Source organism: Thioalkalivibrio sp. ALE25 (assembly GCF_000377285.1).
In the GTDB taxonomy this organism is placed as follows: Bacteria; Pseudomonadota; Gammaproteobacteria; order Ectothiorhodospirales; family Ectothiorhodospiraceae; genus Thioalkalivibrio.
Window position 1 is genome coordinate 60071 of record NZ_KB897930.1, and the last position, 18692, is coordinate 78762.

General features: G+C 62.7%; 14 protein-coding genes. 10 read left to right on the top strand and 4 right to left on the bottom strand.

Features of this window, described 5'->3' with window-relative positions; genetic code table 11:
• Positions 1 to 2: 2 nt before the first annotated feature.
• The 4 genes from C996_RS0106390 to C996_RS0106405 all read left to right on the top strand — a co-directional run bounded on the left by C996_RS0106390 (position 3) and on the right by C996_RS0106405 (position 3577).
• Positions 3 to 806 (top strand): hydrolase 2, exosortase A system-associated, encoded by an 804-nt coding sequence (locus tag C996_RS0106390; RefSeq protein WP_018866623.1) that lies wholly within the window; start codon positions 3 to 5, stop codon positions 804 to 806.
• Positions 803 to 1684, top strand: a complete 882-nt coding sequence (locus tag C996_RS0106395) for a hydrolase 1, exosortase A system-associated (RefSeq protein ID WP_018866624.1) — start codon at positions 803 to 805, stop codon at positions 1682 to 1684. The genes C996_RS0106390 and C996_RS0106395 overlap by 4 nt, the downstream gene beginning before the upstream one ends.
• Positions 1681 to 2649 carry a glycosyltransferase gene (locus tag C996_RS0106400; protein WP_018866625.1) on the top strand — a complete coding sequence of 323 codons (969 nt, stop codon included), beginning with the start codon at positions 1681 to 1683 and terminating at the stop codon, positions 2647 to 2649. The genes C996_RS0106395 and C996_RS0106400 overlap by 4 nt, the downstream gene beginning before the upstream one ends.
• A 106-nt stretch (positions 2650 to 2755) precedes the next feature.
• The gene (locus tag C996_RS0106405; protein ID WP_018866626.1) at positions 2756 to 3577 is read left to right on the top strand and encodes a GNAT family N-acetyltransferase; all 822 of its coding nucleotides are present in this window, start codon (positions 2756 to 2758) and stop codon (positions 3575 to 3577) included.
• Between the two features lie 10 nt (positions 3578 to 3587).
• Here the strand turns inward: C996_RS0106405 and C996_RS0106410 are convergent, their stop codons facing one another.
• The gene (locus tag C996_RS0106410) at positions 3588 to 5201 is read right to left on the bottom strand and encodes an amino acid adenylation domain-containing protein (RefSeq protein WP_026279227.1); all 1614 of its coding nucleotides are present in this window, start codon (positions 5199 to 5201) and stop codon (positions 3588 to 3590) included.
• 259 nt (positions 5202 to 5460) lie between these two features.
• On the opposite strand from C996_RS0106410, the gene C996_RS0106415 reads away from it, so the two are divergent.
• Positions 5461 to 7263, top strand: a complete 1803-nt coding sequence (locus C996_RS0106415; protein WP_018866628.1) for an ABC transporter ATP-binding protein — start codon at positions 5461 to 5463, stop codon at positions 7261 to 7263.
• Positions 7264 to 7525: 262 nt separating this feature from the next.
• On the top strand, positions 7526 to 8611 hold the full coding sequence (locus tag C996_RS14765; protein ID WP_231367137.1) for a phosphotransferase: 1086 nt from the start codon (positions 7526 to 7528) through the stop codon (positions 8609 to 8611).
• Between the two features lie 115 nt (positions 8612 to 8726).
• On the opposite strand, the gene C996_RS0106425 is transcribed toward C996_RS14765, so the two are convergent.
• Complete coding sequence (locus C996_RS0106425) at positions 8727 to 9842, bottom strand: polysaccharide pyruvyl transferase family protein (RefSeq protein WP_018866630.1); 1116 nt, start codon at positions 9840 to 9842, stop codon at positions 8727 to 8729.
• A 451-nt stretch (positions 9843 to 10293) separates the two neighbouring features.
• Here C996_RS0106425 and C996_RS0106430 point away from each other — a divergent pair, with 451 nt between their 5' ends.
• Positions 10294 to 11295: a glycosyltransferase family 2 protein gene (locus tag C996_RS0106430; RefSeq protein ID WP_018866631.1), complete on the top strand. Its 1002-nt coding sequence runs from the start codon at positions 10294 to 10296 to the stop codon at positions 11293 to 11295.
• Positions 11296 to 11310: 15 nt separating this feature from the next.
• Here the strand turns inward: C996_RS0106430 and C996_RS0106435 are convergent, their stop codons facing one another.
• Together C996_RS0106435 and C996_RS0106440 are read right to left on the bottom strand one after the other, a co-directional pair.
• Positions 11311 to 13173 carry a hypothetical protein gene (locus tag C996_RS0106435; protein ID WP_018866632.1) on the bottom strand — a complete coding sequence of 621 codons (1863 nt, stop codon included), beginning with the start codon at positions 13171 to 13173 and terminating at the stop codon, positions 11311 to 11313.
• Positions 13174 to 13180: 7 nt separating this feature from the next.
• Positions 13181 to 14605, bottom strand: a complete 1425-nt coding sequence (locus C996_RS0106440; RefSeq protein ID WP_018866633.1) for a putative O-glycosylation ligase, exosortase A system-associated — start codon at positions 14603 to 14605, stop codon at positions 13181 to 13183.
• A gap of 235 nt (positions 14606 to 14840) precedes the next feature.
• Between C996_RS0106440 and C996_RS0106445 the strand changes: the two genes are divergently transcribed.
• The 3 genes from C996_RS0106445 to C996_RS0106455 are packed head-to-tail and all read left to right on the top strand — an operon-like array spanning position 14841 to position 18668.
• The gene (locus C996_RS0106445) at positions 14841 to 16412 is read left to right on the top strand and encodes an acyl-CoA ligase (AMP-forming), exosortase A system-associated (RefSeq protein WP_018866634.1); all 1572 of its coding nucleotides are present in this window, start codon (positions 14841 to 14843) and stop codon (positions 16410 to 16412) included.
• Complete coding sequence (locus C996_RS0106450) at positions 16409 to 17644, top strand: pyridoxal-dependent decarboxylase, exosortase A system-associated (protein WP_018866635.1); 1236 nt, start codon at positions 16409 to 16411, stop codon at positions 17642 to 17644. Before C996_RS0106445 ends, C996_RS0106450 begins: the two co-directional genes overlap by 4 nt.
• A 58-nt stretch (positions 17645 to 17702) precedes the next feature.
• On the top strand, positions 17703 to 18668 hold the full coding sequence (locus tag C996_RS0106455) for a sulfotransferase (protein WP_081623682.1): 966 nt from the start codon (positions 17703 to 17705) through the stop codon (positions 18666 to 18668).
• The last annotated feature ends 24 nt before the right edge of the window (positions 18669 to 18692 follow it).

Sequence of the window (18692 nt, forward strand, 5' to 3'; positions counted from 1 at the left end):
TCATGGAAGCCGGGTTCCTGGAGGGCAAGGCCGGACCGGTGTTCCATGTGCTGCATCGACCGGAAGGCCCTTCCGTCCGTGGTCGTGTGCTGTTTTTCCCGCCGTTTGCCGAAGAGCTCAACAAGTCCCGCCGCATGGTGAACCTGCAGGCTCGCCGCATGGCGCAGGCCGGGTATGCCGTGCTGATCCCGGATCTCTACGGATGCGGCGACAGTGGCGGCGACTTCGGCGATGCCGACTGGGACCTGTGGCTGGACGACCTTGCCCGCTGTAATGACCACCTCGAGGCCGGCTGCCCGGCCCCCCTTCTGGTCTGGGGCTTGCGCGCAGGCTGTCTGCTGGCGGGCGATTTCCTGGCCGCGCGTGCCGAACAGGCCGCCGCCGCGATCTACTGGGCGCCCGTCACCAATGGCGAACAGCACCTGACCCAGTTCCTCCGCCTGCGCATGGCCGCCGGGATGATGGGCGGGCAGAAGGAATCCACCGCTGATCTGCGCTCGCGGCTGCGGGATGGCGAAGCACTGGAGGTGGCGGGCTACACGCTTGCGCCCACCCTCGCCGAGCGCCTTGCCACCGCCCGCCTGGAGCAGCCCCGCGCGGCATCCGTCGCCTGGCTCGACATCGCAGCACAGGACGATGCCCCGCTGCCGCCGGCGGCCGAACGCCTGATCGAGCGCTGGCGCGAAGATGAGGCGGCCGTAACCGCAACGGTCGTGGGTGGCGACGCCTTCTGGTCCACCCAGGACATCATCGAGGTGCCGCAATTGCTGGAGGCGACCACGCAGCGCCTGGAGGCCCTGGCATGAGCGAGCGCGCCGTTGTCTTCCGGGTGGGGGAGGAGGAACTGCTGGGTATCCTGCACCCCGGCGCGGAGGGCGCCCGGCGTGGTGTGCTGATCGCGGTGGGCGGGCCGCAGTACCGAGTGGGCAGTCACCGCCAGTTCCTGCTGCTCGCGCGCCACCTGGCGGCGCAGGGGATACCCGTGTTCCGCTTCGACTTTCGCGGCATGGGGGACTCTTCCGGTCGTCAGCGGACGTTCAAGGAGGTCCATGACGACATGCGGGCGGCGATGGATACCTTTTCGGCCGAGGCGCCGGAGATGCGCGAGGTCGTGATTTGGGGGCTTTGTGGCGCCGCTTCGGCCGGCCTGTTCTATGCCTGGCGGGATGACCGGGTGGCAGGCCTGGCCCTGGTGAATCCCTGGGTGCGAACCAGTGACGGGCTGGCGCGGGCCTACTTGAGGACATACTACCTTCAGCGTCTGGCCAGTCGCGATTTCTGGACCGGGGCTCTGCGTGGGCGACTGAACCCATGGAACTCCGCGAAATCCCTCGCGGGCATGGCCAGGGCCGCCCTGCGTCCGCGGGCTACCGGTTCGAGTGCGCACGACACGGGTCCCGACACGGACCATGGCCCCCTGCCGGAGCGGATGGCTGCGGGCTGGAAACGCTTTCAGGGGCCGATCCTCGTGATCCTGAGTGGCGACGACCTGACCGCCGCCGAGTTTCGCGATGTGGCGACCAACGCGCCCGTCTGGAATGGGTTGCTACAGGAGTCGCGGGTAACCCTGCAGGAGCTGCCCGACGCGAACCACACCTTCTCCCGACGCGAGTGGCGCGATCAGGTGGCGAACTGGACCGATGACTGGGTACGCGGCCTTCCGGTGACAGGCACAGAACCATGACAACGCGGGACCCCGAGAAGCCGCTGGTGTCGGTCATCATGCCGGCCTACAACACGGCCGCATACATTGCCGAGTCCGTTGACAGTGTTCTGGACCAGGATTATCCCAGCGTCGAGTTGATCGTGGTGGACGACGGCTCGACCGACGGGACGATCGAGGTCCTGCGCGCATATGGCGACCGCCTGACGCTGTTGACCCAGCAGAACCAGGGCGCGGCCGTGGCCCGCAATGCGGGCATCGCCGCCGCCTCCGGCGACTACATCGCGTTCATCGATTCCGACGATGTCTGGTTGCCGGGAAAGCTCGCGGCGCAGGTGGGCTACATGGACCAGCATCCCCAGATCGGGATGACCTTCACGGCCTGGCATAACTGGAAGCCCGATCCATCCGGGACGTTTCTGAAACCCGATTCAGCCGAGGGCGTGCACCCGAAGAACCCCGATGGGAAATCGCTTGTGGAGCGCGGATCCGGCTGGTTGTACAACCGTCTGCTCTTCGGTTCGCTCCCCCATACCATTACGGTGATGATGCGGCGCGATCTGGTCGAACGCGTTGGACAGTTCGACCCCGAACTCAAGAGGGGTCAGGACTACGATTACTGGCTGCGGGCTTCGAGACTGACCGAAATCCACCAGTTGAACCTCGTGACCGCCCTGTACCGCCTGCATGGCGAAGGCTGTATTACCAAGTATCCCGATACGAACTATGAATACGAGGTGGTCCGCAAGGCGCTGCGTCGTTGGGGGCGGCTTGGTCCGCGCGGAGAGAAGACATCGCTCGGTGCAATCCGTCGGCGACTTGCGCAGACATGCTTCAGTTTCGGCTATCACCACTACTGGGAGGGGGACCCGAGACTGGCACTGCGGTCTTTTCGTCAGTCGGCTCTCCGGTATCCCTGGTCCGCTTCTGCCTGGGCGTATCTTGCCCTGAGCGCCTGGAAAAGTGTCGGTCGCAAGGCCCACTGAATGACTGGATGGCTGCGCTCCGAATCGTCCGGGGGCGATTGAGAGATTTCACTCGATAGAAGAACGTTTTCTCCGGCGAACCGTCGCCGATCCAAGGAGGTGTCCCATGAATGCGGAACCCACTCCCGAACAGGCCGAGCTGATCGAGGCCGAAGCCTACGAGAGCATGATGAGGGTGGCCGAAACCGCAGGCATTCCGGGTTTTCGGGCCGTTCGTAGTCGCTCGGGCCTCGCGCTCGTTGCGCCGGGGCTGAAGAAGATCCTGGTTTTTAACCGGGTGCTGGCACTGGGTGTCGCGGAGCCGGCAAGCGAAGACTATATTGACGAACTCGCGGCCCTGTACGCGCCGCATGAGCTTCCTTGGGCAGTGGAGCTCAGCCCGCATGCCCGCCCCGAGCCCATCCCCCAATGGTTGCGGGATCGCAGGATTCGCCGTGGTGCGCCTTCGGCGGTTCTGGTGCGCTCCACCCACGATGTTCCCGAGGTCACAACCGACCTCGAGATTCGCCCCTGGCAGCCAGAAGACAACGATGCAGGCGCCGCATTGGCCGCGCAAACCTTCTCCGTTCCCGAGGAGGTAACGGCACTTCTGGCAGCGCTTCCGTATTCTCCGAAGTGGCGCCAGTGGCTGGCACTCGATGAAGGGAAGGTTGTGGCAACCGGTCTGGTGTATCTGGGAGATGGGGTGGCCTGGACCGGCTGGGCAGCGACCCACCCGGACTATCGAGGGCGAGGGTTGCACGGGGCCCTGGTTTCCGCACGTCTCAGAGATGCGTCCCTCCATGGTTGTACTTCGGTGATCACCGATACCGCCGTGGGGACAGCGGACAAACCGGACCAGTCCTATAAAAACCACCTCCGCAAGGGCTTCGAGGTCTCGCATTTGCGGCACACATATCTTGCGGTCCCGGGCGTGGTGACCGCGTAGTCGTGCGCTCTTACCGTGATGCAGCCACCTCAAGGCCCGAAATCAGCGCCTTGCGGTCGACCTTGCCGTTCGCGTTCAGTGGCAGGCTCTCCAGCGAGTGGATGGTTCGCGGGACCATCACGGCGGGCAGGCGCTGGCGCAGCCGATCGCGCAGGGCTGCTTCGTCGGCGCCTTCTGCGACCACGAAGGCCACGATCCCGGAGGCGCCGCTTTCCGTTCGCGGCCATCCGACGGCCACCGCCTGGTCCGTGCCGGCGGCCTCGCGCAGCGCCGCCTCTACCTCGCCGAGCTCGATGCGTACCCCGCCGATCTTGATCTGATGGTCCAGGCGCCCGAGGAAAATGATCGGCTCGCCCGGGCCCGGGCGGCGCACCAGATCGCCGGTCCGGTAGTGCACGCGACCGTCCTCCAGGTGCACGAATGCCTGCGCCGTGCGCTCAGGATCCTTCCAGTAGCCGGGGGTCACCTGGGGGCCGCTGATCAGTAATTCGCCCTCGGACCCGACCGGCACCTCCTGCAGGGCCTCGTCCGCCACCCGCAGTTCCACCTGGTTGCCCGGATAGCCGATCGGGACCATTCCATGTTCGCACTCGGCCGGCGATTGCTCCGCGTCCCAGCGATAGAAACAGGCATCCACCGTGCACTCGGTAGGGCCGTAGGCGTTGTCGATCCAGGCGTTGGGCGCGGCAACGGCCATCGCCTCGGCCAGTTCCGCCGACAGGGCCTCGCCGCCAAAGCGGCACAGGCGCAGGTCCGGGAAACGCCCCGGCGCCCAGCCGTTGCGACGGTTCATCCCGTGCCCGGCCGAGGGGGTGATGTCGATCACCGTAAGCGCCTTGTCCGCAATGTAGCGGTTGGGATTGAACCACTCCTTCGCGGACGGGCAGCACAGGCAAGCGCCAAAGGCCCACGAGACGTACAGATCGAACATCGACGAGTCGAAGGTGATGTCGTAGAACTGCGAGAAGCGGTCGGTCTCGTTGATGCCGAAGTCCCGGTACCGCTCCAGCGACATCTCTACAAACCGGGCCACGTTGCGATGCAGCACGCCAACGCCCTTGGGTATGCCCGTGCTGCCCGAGGTGAAGAAGAGGCAGGCCAGGTCGTCCGGTGATACGGCCGCCGGTACCCAGTCCGTGGGTCGAGCGGCGTCTCCGGCCACCCGAAAGTCGTGCCTGGGCCAGCGCGCCTGGAGCTCGTCCAGCCGCTCTGCATCGGGCAGCAGGATCACGAGCGGGCGGGAGAATGCCCCCAGCAATTCATCGAGCCGCTCCAGCCCCTGATGATCCACCAGCAGCGCCGACAGATCGGCTTGCTCGGCCATGGCGAGCGTGCGTTCCGTAGGAAAGCCCGGGTTCAACGGGACCAGCGTCTGGCCGGCCATCAGGGTGCCCAGGATGCCCTGGTACATCGGCAGCGACCGCTGCGCCAGTACGCCGACCCGATCTGGTTCGCTTGCACTCAGGGCCTGTTGCAGCGCATGACCGACATTCGCCCCCGCTTCGAATAGCTCGAGGTAGGTGAACACGTGGCCTTCCACGTCCAGCGCAGGTCGGTCGGGAAATCGTTCCGCCGAGCGCAGGAAGCCGGTCAGAACACCCCTCGTTAGCCTGGCGTTTGGCATGGCTGCGGCCCTCGATCTGCTCCAAAACCCTTTGCCGACGCGGCTTCCGGGACCTTCCGGTCGGCCCGCACTGGACATCCGTTCGCGCCGTTGTGCGCTCGCGCGTCCACGGTGCCGTCAACAAGAGCATCGGTGATCACCTCATCTCGTACAATCGAAACGAGAAGCCAGCCGCCAGGCTTGGCTAACGGCTGCCTGATGGCGGTTCCCCCGGGGGCCGCCCAGGCCCCTCGCATGAAGGATCCGGGTCGGCGAAACCATGCTGCAAACCCTGCGCAAGCTGAATGCCCTGCTGGACCCCCGCGATCGCGGGAAGGTCGGACTTCTGGTGATTCTCATGATCGTCACGGCCTTCATGCAGACCGCGGGCATTGCCTCGGTCATGCCGTTCCTGGCGGTGCTGTCCGACCCGAACATGGTCCACGACAACGAGATGTTGCGCCTCGCCTACGAATGGCTTGGCTTCGAGTCCACTGGCAGCTTTCTCCATTTCCTGGGTGTGGCGGCGTTTGTGCTCTTCGTGAGCGGAACCGCGTTACAGGCCGTGAACCAATGGGCCATCACGCGGTTCACCCACATGCAGCAGTACGAACTGTCGCGGCGCCTGATGGGCGACTACCTCAGTCGGCCTTTCACGTTCTTCCTCAACCGCAATTCGGGCGACCTTGCGAAGACCGTCCTGCAGGAGACGACCCAGGCTATCAATGGGGCATTGATGCCCATGTTGAGGCTGGTAAGCCAGGGGCTCCTGGCTCTTTTTATCATTTCTCTGTTGGTCATCGCGCAACCATGGCTCGCCTTGATTGTGGCTGTCAGCCTCGGCGGTGTTTACGCTGCCATTTACATCGTTGCGCGCACTTGGTTAAACCGCATTGGGGAAGACCGCGTAGAGGCGAACCGCGAACGCTTCACGGCCGCCGCGGAAGCCTTCGCAGGGGCCAAGGAGATTCGCCTTCTTGGCCGGGAGCGCGATTATCTGGAGCGTTATCGCCAGCCTTCCAAGCGCTTTGCGAGCCATCAGGCGAATGCCGCCTTGCTTAAGGATCTACCGCAATACGCCATCGAGGCCATCGCCTTCGGCGGGGTGCTCTTGCTCATTCTCGTTCTGATGGCGGGCGAAGGCGGCTTGGCCCAAGCCTTGCCGATCATTGGCCTATATGCTCTTGCTGGACGCCAACTGATCCCTGCCTTCCAAAAGATTTTTCAGCAGGTGGCATCATTGCGCTTCAGTACGGCCGCCGTAGACAACATTCTCAAGGACTTGGGCCCCCGTCCGGAGAGCACCCCTTTGCTTGCGCGCAATGAGCAGCCGGAGCCCCTCGTTCCAGAGCGTTCGACCAAGGTGGTCGATGTCACCTATCACTATCCGGGGCATGTGCGCCCTGCCCTGGATGGAGTCTCGCTCGAGATTCCGGCTCAAACGACGGTGGGCATTGTCGGTTCGTCCGGTGCGGGCAAGAGCACGCTAGTCGACCTGCTCTTGGGATTGCTCGAGCCCCAGGCAGGCACCGTTCAGATCGACGGCCAACCCCTTACTCGGCAGAATATCCGCAACTGGCAAGCGGCTGTCGGTTATGTGCCGCAACACATTTTTTTGGCGGACCAGACCGTGACCAGCAATATCGCTCTGGGGGTGCCGGAAGACAAGATCGATCACGCCGCCGTGGAAAAGGCCGCTCGCCTGGCTAACGTGCACGAATTCGTAACCCGCGATTTGCCGGCTGGCTATAGTACGGTCATTGGTGAACGCGGCACGCGGCTCTCGGGTGGTCAGCGCCAGCGTATCGGCATTGCCAGAGCCTTGTATCGCGATCCTGCCGTACTCTTTTTCGACGAAGCGACCAGTGCTCTCGACAACGCGACGGAGCATGCCGTGATGGAAGCTCTGCACAATCTATCCGGTGAAAAGACCATCATCCTGATCGCGCACCGCCTGACCACGGTACGTCCCTGCTCGCGAATCTACGTCCTGGAACAGGGTGCTTTGGCGGATTGTGGCACCTACGAAGAACTCTCGGACCGGAGTGTACCCTTCCGGCGTCTAGCTGCCGGCTCCTCATAGCGCGCGGCTTCGAGATGACTACGCCGAGAGAACCTGAAGTCATCCGAGTGGCGTTTCGTGCCCCTAAGTCTCTGGTCCTGCCTGACCACATTCTCGCACGCCCCCACAGTTGGCTCCGTATTCGCAAGCCGCGCGTTTTCCTGTGGCGCCGTTTTCTGCCTCTTTTCCCCGGACGTAATCGGCCCCGCCAACTCTTCCTTTGGAGGGCGATGCCCGTCTCTGGCCTTTACTTGAGCACGAAACACCTGGGACAGGCGACTCTATGACCAACGTACCACCGAACAAAGCCTTTCCGATCGCGCACGATAACGCGCCGAGCGATGTCTATATCCAGCTTCAGAATCATTTCGAACGAGAAATACAATCTATCGCGCCTCTCCGGGTCGCGTCCCGGCCAAGTTCATCCGTTCATCATGTTCGGGTCCAGGTGGCGCGCCAAGAAGTTGATCTATGGATCAAGACCTTAAAAGGCCCAAGCGGTATCGAGTCTTGGAAGGCAAGGCAAACACTGCGAGATGCGGCGATCTCCGAATACTTTCTCGCTAGCCCCCACAGAGATCCACGTTTTCGGGTTCCCAGCGTGGTTATGAGCATACCGGAGACGGGGACTATCGTAACCAGACACGAACCCGGAAATCGACTTCAAGACAGCTTGAAAACCATCCCGCTCGTTCCGTGGAGACCTGTGTTCGTCGGCGACCTCGAAGAGGCCTTTTTCCGGGCAGGCGAATGGCTTCGCCATTTCCAGGTGATTACGCAAGACTTTCGCCCCTCGCAGCACGAAACTCAGGAACCCGTTCCTGTCAAGACCCTGGCGTTTCTACTGGAACAAGCCGTCATGCGGCTCACCGAGGCGCAGGCTCAAGGTACCCTCGATTTTTCATTGGCCGACATGGAGCACCTTGAGAAAGGCGCATCGAATCTACAGGTGGTGGCCAAAAGCGATCGCCCTAATTCCATCATTCACGGGGATTTCTATCCGGGTAACCTGCTCTCCGCAAAAGACAGCATGACCGGACTCGACTTGTCCAGTAACGGCTTCGGTTCGCCGCTCCTTGATGTCGGGTATTTCGTGTTTCAGACTGAAACCTTCTTCGCTCGGCGTGCTTTTCGTAGTTCGCTTCACAAAACCTTGGTTCGGGGGTTCCTCCAAGGTTATGGGGCCCCATCTTCTTCTGATGAATCTTGGCGTCACGCTCCCGAGTTCAAAGCAATTCGCTTCGCTTTGATTGCCTCTCGGATCCTAGGTTTCAGTGGTCGGGGTGACGCAAACCCATTGCGGCAGCTGGAGCGGAGGAAGCATGCTCGCAAGCTAATCCAAGAGGCGAAAAATTTGGTGCAAGCCTAGATCGCTAAGCGTGGATCGAGGATTCGGTAGGTATGGCGTACTGGCAGTTCATATGTCTCTCGCGGCGCCTCTCACGCGTTTCTTATGATTGGGAGGGGCGGCCACTGACTTAGTTTTACAAGCCTAGTGCTCTTGCAAGAATTCGCTCGAAATCAGCTCGCGCTTTGTGGAGCGTACTGTTATTCGTGTCGTCGATATTCATTGCCTTGGATACCGACTGGATGGCGCGATGGATTCCCACGGGTCCAAGCCGCCGTTCAGAGACGGAAACGTATTGTTTCTCTTTCCCAAGCATTTTGAACAGGGCCTCCTTCTTATAATCTCCTAGGGTCCCGTCTTGGTCGGCGGCGTTGACGCCAATTCCGACCACCGGGACGCCAAGATTCATGGCGTTGACACATAGGTGGTATGTGTCGGTCACAATGAATGAGCTGTGCCGAATGTTGTCAAGAAGACCACCCAATTGGACCCTCCCAGGTCTAGCCGGGTCGATGTCGAACCAACCGGATAACCGTTCTGAGCTCTGCAATTTCGATACAGAGAGGGCGAGTCGGAGCATGGTAATGCCTTTGAGTCCGGACCGCCCGAAGAAAAATCGGTAGTGCTTTCGCTTGAGATCGGGTGGGCGGGTTTTTAAGAGGGGTGCGGGATTCAGTAGAAAAGCTGTATCTAGGCCTGTTTGAATGGTCGGGCGGCCATTCTCAGGCAGGAGTGTCCTCAGGGACTCAGTCGATGCCGGGTCTCGTGGAAAGATCGCGTCGAAGCTGGATGAATACAGACGAACGATCTCTTCCCAGTCCTGAGGGCTGAGCAATTGTCGGCAAGCGGAAAGCCCCTGAAAGTTGTTTCCCGCGGAGATCACGCGCTGATGACTGCGATGGTAGTTCTTCAGCAAGAATAGGCGCTTCCATTTCTCAAGGGCTTCCTGGTTGGTCCGGCTGTGACCATGACGGATGTCCAATTGGGTGAAGTCGTGTATCCCATACAGTGGCGAGTTCAGGAAATCCCCCCAGTACAGAATGGTTGAGTAGTCTCTGAGCTGGTTGGGGTCGTGAAGGGGCGTTGTAGGCTGGCCAGCGAAGGAAGAATTGGAGTGGGGCGAGGCGTTATGGGATTTAAAGATGTCAAACGTGGCGCCGTGCTTGCGAAGGAAATCTTCGGCGGCGAGATCGACCGAGAGCATCCCCGCGTTTAGTGGGTTGTGCGCCGTAATAACAGCGATGTCCTTCATGGTGTTTTCCTTCGTGTGGGCTCGCTGCGGTGTATACGGTGCCTAGGGGCTTCAGGAATACTTTAGCGCATGGTCGATGGCCTGTCTGGAGATGCGTTTGACGAAGACATGCGCCGGATTCGAGTGGATCGAGCGGGTGATGGTGTTAAAGAGCCGGACACCGGGAGGGCTCGGACCGATGATATTGCGGTACCGCCAGGGTCGGCCGGGCGGTTGCGGCATGTGAGGGGCAGGGGGCGGAACTGACGGATGCGATGGAGTGTGGTATTGCGAAGAGTGAAATTCGGGAGTAAGGGCATTCTACTCGGGGGGGGGCGAAGTTTTGTGGGGTTTCTCTGGCTCTGAGCAGCGGATAGAGAGCCTAGTCAGCTGAGTCGGGGGCTGGTTTGGAGTGACGATTACAGGGTATGCCGCTGGGGAATCGGTACCTCGTTACAAGGAGAAGGGCAGCGTGGTGAGTGACAGATGGCGGGTAGCGGTCGTGATTCCGTACTTCCAGCGAGAGGCGGGGCTGTTACGGCAGTGCGTGCAGTCCGTGTTGGATTCGAGGGGCGGTTTGAGGGTCCGGGTTCTCGTGGTGGATGATGGCTCGCCCCTTCCGGCAGAAGACGAGATTGGGGATTTGGAGGATGGTGGGGCAGTTAGCATTGTCCATCAGGAGAATGCGGGGCCCGCGGCGGCACGGAATGCAGGCCTGGATCATGTGAGCGGCACACCGTTCGTGACCTTTCTGGACTCCGATGATCAGTGGACCGGGCCATTTCTGGAGGATGCGGTTAGGGCGCTGGAGCAGGGCTATGATCTGTTTGTGGGCGATAGCCAGAGGGTCGGGGTTTCGGGAACCCGGTTCAATTGGGGACGGTCGGCGGGTGACAACATCCGCCTTGACGAGCATCGTCTGGTTGACCCGCAACATGAGATCTACGAGTTTGTAGGAAATTTTGTCGACCTCTTGGTTCGCCGAAGCAATGTCATCAGCGCGAACACCATGGCCTATCGGCTCGACCGCTTCCCGGATCTTCGGTTTCCGGTGAGTCTGCTCCATGGGGAAGATCGGTTGTTCAAGCTCCGATTGGCTGCGCGGTTGGATCGTGTCGCCTTCTCGCCACGCGTTTACGCGGACGAGGGGGAAGGGGTGAATATCTTCGACAAGTCAGGCTGGAATACGGAGGGCTATCTGGGACTTGCCGGCAACTACGTTGCGCTGTCGCAGATGATCCTGGACGAGATTCCACTGAGCGCCCGGCAGAAGGCGTTAGTACGTGCCCAGCTCGGCGAATCGCGCCGTGGGTTTTTGGCCGGAGTGCTGCATCAATTGCGGCAGGGCAAGCGCTTGGATTGGTCGGTCGTCATCAAGACGTTTCGTAATGATCCTGTCGGCGCGCTGCTGGTGGCGCCGAATATCCTGCGGTTGATGACGGACCGTCTGATGAATCGGGGTGACCGGCCATAGGACGGACAAGAGCGGTTACCGGTCGGGTTGGCGCGTTACCTGGCTCGCCAGGGCCGTCCATGTGACGATGAGCTCCGCGTGGTACTGACCCAGGGGCAGTTCAATTGAGGGCCGGCTACGACCGATGGCGCCAGCCGTTGCGGATGGCAGCGGTGTCTCCAGCCAGGCATCGGGGGTTGGTGTCTGCCCCTGTTCGGTATGCCCGGATTCCGCCAGAAATGAGCATTCTGAGGTTGCAGCGCCAGTGACCGCGTGGCCGCCGGGATTCAGGTAGCGTATGCCCGGTTCGCCGCGATGCTCCAGGTTCAGCGTTTGTTCGATGCGCGGCTGGTCAAGGTGGATGGTCCATTCGAGATGTCCTCTGATGTGGGCGAGTTTGGGGCGGCGCAGAGCGGCTCGGCGACCCAGCGCACCGCCCAGCAGTCGCCAGTCGAGCGCGGCCAGTGCGTGCTGGCCCAGGCCGCTGGTTGCGGGGCGCACGAGCGCCCGGGGGTGACCTGACAGGCTGATCCGTACGATTCGGTCGCCGCGCTTGATATCGCACGAGTCGAAATCGGTCAGCCCGAACAGGATGCCCTGGGCTTCAAAGACCGGCGTCCACCCAGCCAGGGCCGCATTTGCCTCCAGCGCTTGCCTGGAAATCCGGACGGGTGCTGGGCACAAAGGGAGACCCTGCCAGGCGGCATGCAGCGGCATGCCCCCGGCATAGCGCAGCTCCACCTCGCTTCGGCTGAAGGCCTGAGGTGGCTGGCCGCAACCGGAAATAAGGAAGAAGGCTTTACCAGGGGCGCCGACACGAAACGGTACCGCATGCGGTTTGTCCGTGACAGAAGGTTCGAGTGCCCGTAGCTCGATGGGAACGGGAGCGCGGTCTGCGCGTGTGGTCCGGCCCTTGGCCCAGGTGATGATGGCGGCCGCCCAGGCGTTGTACACCGATAGGTACATGTAGGTGTCCCAGCCTGTACCGGGTGTTTTCCGGTCGGCTGGGTTTAGCGCGATGAAGCCGTCTGGACGGGTCTGTTCCTGCAAGCGTTGCAGAATGCTGTGCAACATCCGGCCGGGGGGAGTGTCTTGGGCCTGCGATTGGCTTGCACCCAGCAGGATCAAACTTGCCATCAGGCAGGCGTCACCGAATAGGGCGTGGCTACTCCGGCCGAGGCCGCCGACATGGCCGTGGCCATCCCACACGTGCAGGCTCCATTTCAGCAGGCGTTCGATTGTCGGTTGCCACGCCTCCGACTCGCCAAGCTCGGCGGCTGTGACGGCGACGAAAAGCGCCTTGTGGTGGTAGGCCGTGGGTGTCGCCCCGCGTTCCGGTATGCCGGGGCGGGCTGGGTAATCGACGAATGCACCAGAAGGCGTGACCCAGCGATCAAAGAGCCCCCGCAGGCGCGCATGTGCGCGGATTCTGGCGTTGCCGCTGGCTTCCTGTAATTCGCATAACCGGGCCAGCAGGGTCCAGTTGTTGGAGGGATATCCGCGGGAAAGCTTGCACCGTTGCGCCAGGCGTCGAATGTGAAAGACCTCGCCTGGGGATGCGCCGGATTGCTCGAGGTACTCTGCGAGCACATTCAGGAGGAATCGGTTGAAGGGGGCGTGCCCTCTCTGGTCCTCAGGCAGGGCCTCCCATGCATCCAGGGGGCGGTGCCAAAACCCGGTATCGGGGCCCTCCTGGATGGCGAGTGCCAGCGAGGCGGCGGTTTGTCCGTAGTGGTCCCCGGGCGTAGGGGCCTCGTCCACTGGGTCGTAGAGGCCCACCCCGGGCTGGGTGTTGGCAAGCAGCGCGCCGGTCAGGTTACCGATGCATTGGTCCAGTGCGGCCGTCGTCTGGGTAAAGGGGGCGTTGAGCGGGAAGGCCTCCATCAGGGCGTCATCCACAATCGAATCAGTTTCGGGATGACGATGGCCCCATCAGGGTGCCGGACATGACCGTGTCCTTGTCGGTTCCGAGCGACTCCGATTGGGAAGTCGGTTCCGGTTGGGCGGGCTTATCGGTGACCGGAACGGTGGTGGGATGTGGGGCCGTTTCAAGTTCCCGACGCATAATCACAGCCAAGGCGACAAAAGCGTAAAGCAGATTGAAATACGTTACATCAAGGAATGCGCCGGCGATCAGGTATCCCAGGAGGCCAATCTGCAGGGCCCAGGCATACTCGGCGAGCCATGTCTGACCCGTACGGTGTCGGGCAGTGCGCCGGATCCGGTTGAATGTCATAAAGGTAAAGGCCATGAGCATCAGGAACAGCCCGAGGCCCACAAACCCGTGCTCCTGCATGAGTCCGAAGTACACGCTGTGCGGCGACAGCGCATGGCGCCATGCGCCCTCAAAATTCGCGTAGGAAATGTACCAGTCGTAGCCGAGGTGGTGACTGCGGAACCCCATGCCTGTCAGGGGGCGCTCCATGGCCATGTTCCAGGCCGCACCCCATGACTGAATGCGCATCATCGCGGAGTTGTCTTCCTCGTACGTCTGGATCGTCTGCCATCGCTCGACCAGCGGTTCTGGTGCGGTGACACCGACCACGGTCACGAGGACAAACCCCGCCAGGAGCATCAGGCCCTTTTTCTGCATTTTCCAGAACAGGAACGGGATAATGGCCAGCAAGCCTACGAAGGCCCCTCGCGAATGCGTCGCGAGGATTGCGATCGCTGTTAGCCAGAAGACGGCGTAGACGAACCATCCGATGGGGCGAGAGAAGCGGTTGAGAAGTTCGATTCCCAGGTCGGCTGCCCATCGTCGATCAAACATGCGGGCAGTGGCCAGGATCAGCGGCAGGATCATGAGCATCGCCAGGCCGATATAGGTGTTACCGGAGAGGTAAGACCCGGAAGGCCCGAGTACGTGGTGGGCTCCGCCAGTCTGGATAGCGAAAAGCCCGCCCTTGAAACCGTAAAAGGCGATGGATGCGGTGATGACCAGCAGGAGCCACACGACTCGGCGCTCGCCGTAGATCAACATGGGGGTAATGAAGGTGATCAGCAGGATCTTCATGAAGTGGATCCAGAAGTCCCACGCCCCGCTGGAATTGACCGCAAAGTAGCTGGTCATTGCAAGGTAGCCTGCCAGCACAAAAAGCATGACCGTCTCGCGGGTGAGCGGGATCGGCTTCCGGTCTTTTGTGAGGAACAGCGCGATGAGGGTTGCCCCGCCCACGTACTGCGCCAGCGGTGCGCCGCGCATGAAGGTCCATGTATTCCACTGGGGCGCAAAGAGCCCGACCCAGAACCAGGCCAGGATGCCGATCCACGCGTAGCGCACGATCAGGGGCACGAGCACGACGACGATCAGGGCGAGCAGGTAGTCACGCATGCAGTTCGAACCTCGCGCCGCTGTGGCTGGTTCAGGCGATAGGGGCTGGCTCATGGCCCGTTTCGTCGCATGTTACACGCGGCCGCTCCCGTGTAACCCCGGGCCGACGAACGGGCTACTAACGGTGCGCCCGGGCCGCGGCCGGAAGCGGCTGGTGCCTGGGGTATGATCGAGCCGTCAGTTTCCGATAGCCCTGGGCGCCGAGATGTCCTTTCTTGTGCACGATTCCGTATGGATGCAAGCCGACACCGCAGCGGCCGCCCCGGCCCTGCGCTTTCGGGACCAGGGCGAGGACTACGCGACGCTGGCGACCGGTATCGAGCGGGCATCTACGCGCCTTCTGGGGTGTGGTCTGGGGCGCCAGGAACGGGTGGCGGTCTACCTCGACAAGCGTCCGGAGACGGTGCATGGCCTGTTCGGCGCCAGCCGGGCCGGTGGCGTCTTCGTGCCGGTGAACCCGTTGCTCAAGGCGGAGCAGGTGGCGCACATCCTGCGCGACTGCAATGTGCGCATCCTCGTTACCTCAGCGGACCGCCTTTCGGCGCTGAGTCCGGTCCTCGCCGGCTGCCCTGATCTGCACACGGTGCTGCTGGTGGGGCGGGAGCCGAGCCAAGACTCGGGCGATGCCGAGGTCGGGCATGTCCGAGTGGATGCCTGGGATGCCGCGCCGGAGCGTGACGGCTTGCGCCCGCACCGGGTGATCGATACGGACATGGCGGCGATCCTCTACACCTCCGGGAGTACCGGACGTCCCAAGGGGGTTGTGCTCTCGCATCGCAACATGGTCGCGGGGGCGCAAAGCGTTGCGACCTATCTGGAGAACCGGCCCGAGGATCGTCTCCTCGCCGTGCTGCCGTTCAGCTTCGACTACGGCCTGAGCCAGTTGACCACGGCGTTTCGCACCGGGGCCCAGGCCGTGTTGCTGAACTACCTGCTCCCGCGCGACGTGATTCGGGCGGTGGAGCGTTACGGCATCACGGGGCTGGCGGCCGTGCCTCCGCTCTGGATTCAGCTTGCGCGTCTGGAATGGCCCGAGGCGGCGCGGGAGAAGTTGCGCTATCTCACCAACTCCGGTGGCGCGATGCCGAAGGAGACGCTGTCGGCCCTGCGAGCCGCACTGCCCGGCACCGACTGCTATTTGATGTATGGCCTGACCGAGGCGTTTCGCTCTACTTACCTTCCACCCAAGGAACTGGATCGGCGTCCGGGGTCCATGGGCCGGGCGATTCCCAATGCGGAGATCCAGGTGGTGCGGCCGGATGGCAGCCCCTGTGCGCCGGGCGAGCCGGGTGAACTCGTGCATCGTGGCGCGCTGGTCGCCATGGGGTACTGGAACGACCCCGAGCGCACGGCGGAGCGGTTTCGGCCCGCACCCGGGCAGCCGCCTGGCGTGCCGTTGCCCGAGATAGCGGTGTGGTCCGGCGACACCGTGCGCATGGATGAGGATGGCTTTCTCTATTTCGTGGGGCGGCGCGACGAGATGATCAAGACCTCCGGCTATCGCGTGAGCCCCAACGAGGTGGAAGAGGCGGCCTATGCCTCCGGGCTGGTGGCCGAGGTCGCCGCGCTCGGGGTGGAGCATCCGACGCTGGGGCAGGCCATCGTACTGGTGGCCCTGCCGCAGCAGCCGGATCTGAGCCCGGAGACCCTGATCGATGCGCTGCGCCCCGGCCTGCCGGGGTTCATGTTGCCGGCGCATGTGGGGCTGCGCACCGAGCCGCTGCCGCGCAACGCCAACGGCAAGATCGATCGCAAGGCGCTGGCCGCCGAGTTCGGAGACCTGTTCCGGGAGGGGGTGCCGGCATGAGTGATACCCGCCCCGAGCACTGTGCGCTGCATCCGTTCCGGGTGGTGGACGACTGCCTGGAACTTGGCGGGCAGTCGCTGATGGAGCTGGCGGCCCGAGTCGGCCAGACACCCTTCTATGCCTACAGCCGGGAGGCTATGACCGAACGGGTTGCGCAGTTGCGCGCGGGACTGCCGCAGGGGCTGTCGCTGCACTATGCGATCAAGGCGAACCCGATGCCGGCGGTTGTGCAGCACATGGCTGGCTTGGTGGATGGGCTCGATGTGGCCTCCAGCCGAGAGATGCAGGTGGCACTGGATACCGGCACGGCGCCGGGGGATATCAGCTTTGCGGGTCCCGGCAAGGCGATACCAGAGCTGGAGGCGGCGGTGGCGGCCGGGATCACCATCAACCTGGAATCGCCGACCGAACTGGAGCGGCTCGGGGCCATTGCAGAAAGCACGGGTCGGCAGGCGCATGTGGCGGTCCGGGTGAACCCGGACTTCGAGCTCAAGAGCTCCGGTATGCGCATGAGCGGCGGGCCCAAGGCCTTCGGCGTGGATGCCGAGCGTGTGCCCGAGCTGCTGGCCCGCATCGGCGAGCTGGGCCTGCACTTCCGCGGGTTTCACATCTTTTCCGGCTCGCAGAACCTGCGCCCGGAAACCCTGGTTGAGGCGCAGGGGCATACCTTCGATCTCGCCCTGCGCCTGGCCGAGTCGGCACCGGGGCCGGTCGAGATGCTGAATATCGGCGGCGGTTTCGGCATCCCGTATTTTCCCGGCGACCAGCCTCTGGACCTGGGCCCCATCGCCGATCATCTGGAAAACCGCCTGCCTGCGGTGCGCGAGGCGCTGCCGGATGCGGAGATCATGCTGGAGCTGGGTCGCTATCTCGTCGGCGAGGCGGGCATCTACGTGGCCGAGGTGCTGGACCGCAAGGAGTCCCGTGGTCAGGTCTTCCTGATCACGAACGGCGGGCTGCACCACCACCTGGCCGCCTCCGGCAACTTCGGCCAGGTGATCCGCAAGAACTATCCGGTGGTGGTGGGCAACCGGGTGCACGGTACCGAGCGAGAAATGGTGAACGTGGTCGGCCCGCTGTGTACCCCGCTGGACGTACTGGCCCAGCAGATGGAGCTGGCGCGCGCCGATGTGGGCGATCTGATCGTGGTCTTCCAGTCGGGTGCCTACGGCTACACCGCCAGCCCGACGCGCTTTCTGAGTCATCCGGAACCGGTGGAGATCCTGGTGTGAACAAGCAACCGATCGCTGCCCTCGACCCGAGCAGGCAGGCCGAGGCTGGTGAACGCCCATGAGCCAGCGGTGTTCTCCAATCGTTGTCGTGGGCAGCGGGCGTTCCGGCACGACATTCCTGGCCAAACTTCTCGACAGTCACCCCCGTGTTCTGTATCGACACGAACCGGACTGGGCACTTGTCGACAGGTCAATCCCGTTTCTTCCCGGGCCGGACGATCGGGAACGCTGTCTGCGTCAGGCGGGCGAATATTTAAGGCGGTTGGAGAATGTTCGGGCGCTTAAGGTCAGCGGCAAGGAGCCCTTCTTCCGCAAGTCTTACCGGTCCAGCCCGAGAGAGGCCGCTTACCGGCTCAATGTTGCGGCCGCTCGCCTGCTGGACCGGGTGGGGATCGCACAGAAACGAGACACCGTCCGGGACATGGTTGGCCGGGGTGCCCCCGATAACGTGGTGACTGTCATCAAAAGCGTGAATTCGGTGGCGCGGGCACCGTTGTTTGCGGATGCGCTGCCCCGTGTGCGGCTTGTGCATATCGTTCGCCATCCGGCTGGGGTCATTGCATCCAGACTGCGCGGAGCCGACAGGGGCCTTATGGACTCTCGGGTCTACATCAACAGCCTGTTCGACGCGGGCTATGCGGACCAGTGGGCGTGGCAACGAGAGGAGGTCAAGAGCTGGCCTATCGAGAAGCAGTTGGCCTTTGAGTGGATGGTGGTTAACGAATTCGTTTACCGATCACTCGAAACCCACGAGGCCTACATGTGTGTGACTCATGAGGCGTTGTCCCGGTCCACCGAGGCGGAAACCAGAAAGATCTTTGCCCACGCAGGGCTTGACTGGAATGAACAAACGGCTGGGTTTGTTCAGTCGCTGACCTCTCGTTGCGGCCAGTCCGGTTACTTCGACGTGCAGCGGGCGCCGGAGACTCAGATCGCCAAATGGCGCGAGGAACTGACGGAGCAGCAAGTGTCCTGGATCGAAGAGGTCGTCACGCCCTCATTGGTGGGCAAGTGGTTTCTTTGAGCCATTTGCGGAACGCTGGCCAGA

Excerpts from the sequence above, each read along its gene's own strand:
- C996_RS0106410 (WP_026279227.1), bottom strand. The coding sequence starts at position 5,201 with ATGCCAAACGCCAGGCTAACGAGGGGTGTTCTGACCGGCTTCCTGCGC.
- C996_RS0106440 (WP_018866633.1), bottom strand. The coding sequence starts at position 14,605 with ATGCGTGACTACCTGCTCGCCCTGATCGTCGTCGTGCTCGTGCCCCTG.
- C996_RS0106415 (WP_018866628.1), top strand. The coding sequence starts at position 5,461 with ATGCTGCAAACCCTGCGCAAGCTGAATGCCCTGCTGGACCCCCGCGAT.
- C996_RS0106405 (WP_018866626.1), top strand. The coding sequence starts at position 2,756 with ATGAATGCGGAACCCACTCCCGAACAGGCCGAGCTGATCGAGGCCGAA.
- C996_RS0106445 (WP_018866634.1), top strand. The coding sequence starts at position 14,841 with ATGCAAGCCGACACCGCAGCGGCCGCCCCGGCCCTGCGCTTTCGGGAC.
- C996_RS14765 (WP_231367137.1), top strand. The coding sequence starts at position 7,526 with ATGACCAACGTACCACCGAACAAAGCCTTTCCGATCGCGCACGATAAC.
- C996_RS0106390 (WP_018866623.1), top strand. The coding sequence starts at position 3 with ATGGAAGCCGGGTTCCTGGAGGGCAAGGCCGGACCGGTGTTCCATGTG.
- C996_RS0106425 (WP_018866630.1), bottom strand. The coding sequence starts at position 9,842 with ATGAAGGACATCGCTGTTATTACGGCGCACAACCCACTAAACGCGGGG.
- C996_RS0106400 (WP_018866625.1), top strand. The coding sequence starts at position 1,681 with ATGACAACGCGGGACCCCGAGAAGCCGCTGGTGTCGGTCATCATGCCG.
- C996_RS0106455 (WP_081623682.1), top strand. The coding sequence starts at position 17,703 with ATGAGCCAGCGGTGTTCTCCAATCGTTGTCGTGGGCAGCGGGCGTTCC.
- C996_RS0106395 (WP_018866624.1), top strand. The coding sequence starts at position 803 with ATGAGCGAGCGCGCCGTTGTCTTCCGGGTGGGGGAGGAGGAACTGCTG.
- C996_RS0106450 (WP_018866635.1), top strand. The coding sequence starts at position 16,409 with ATGAGTGATACCCGCCCCGAGCACTGTGCGCTGCATCCGTTCCGGGTG.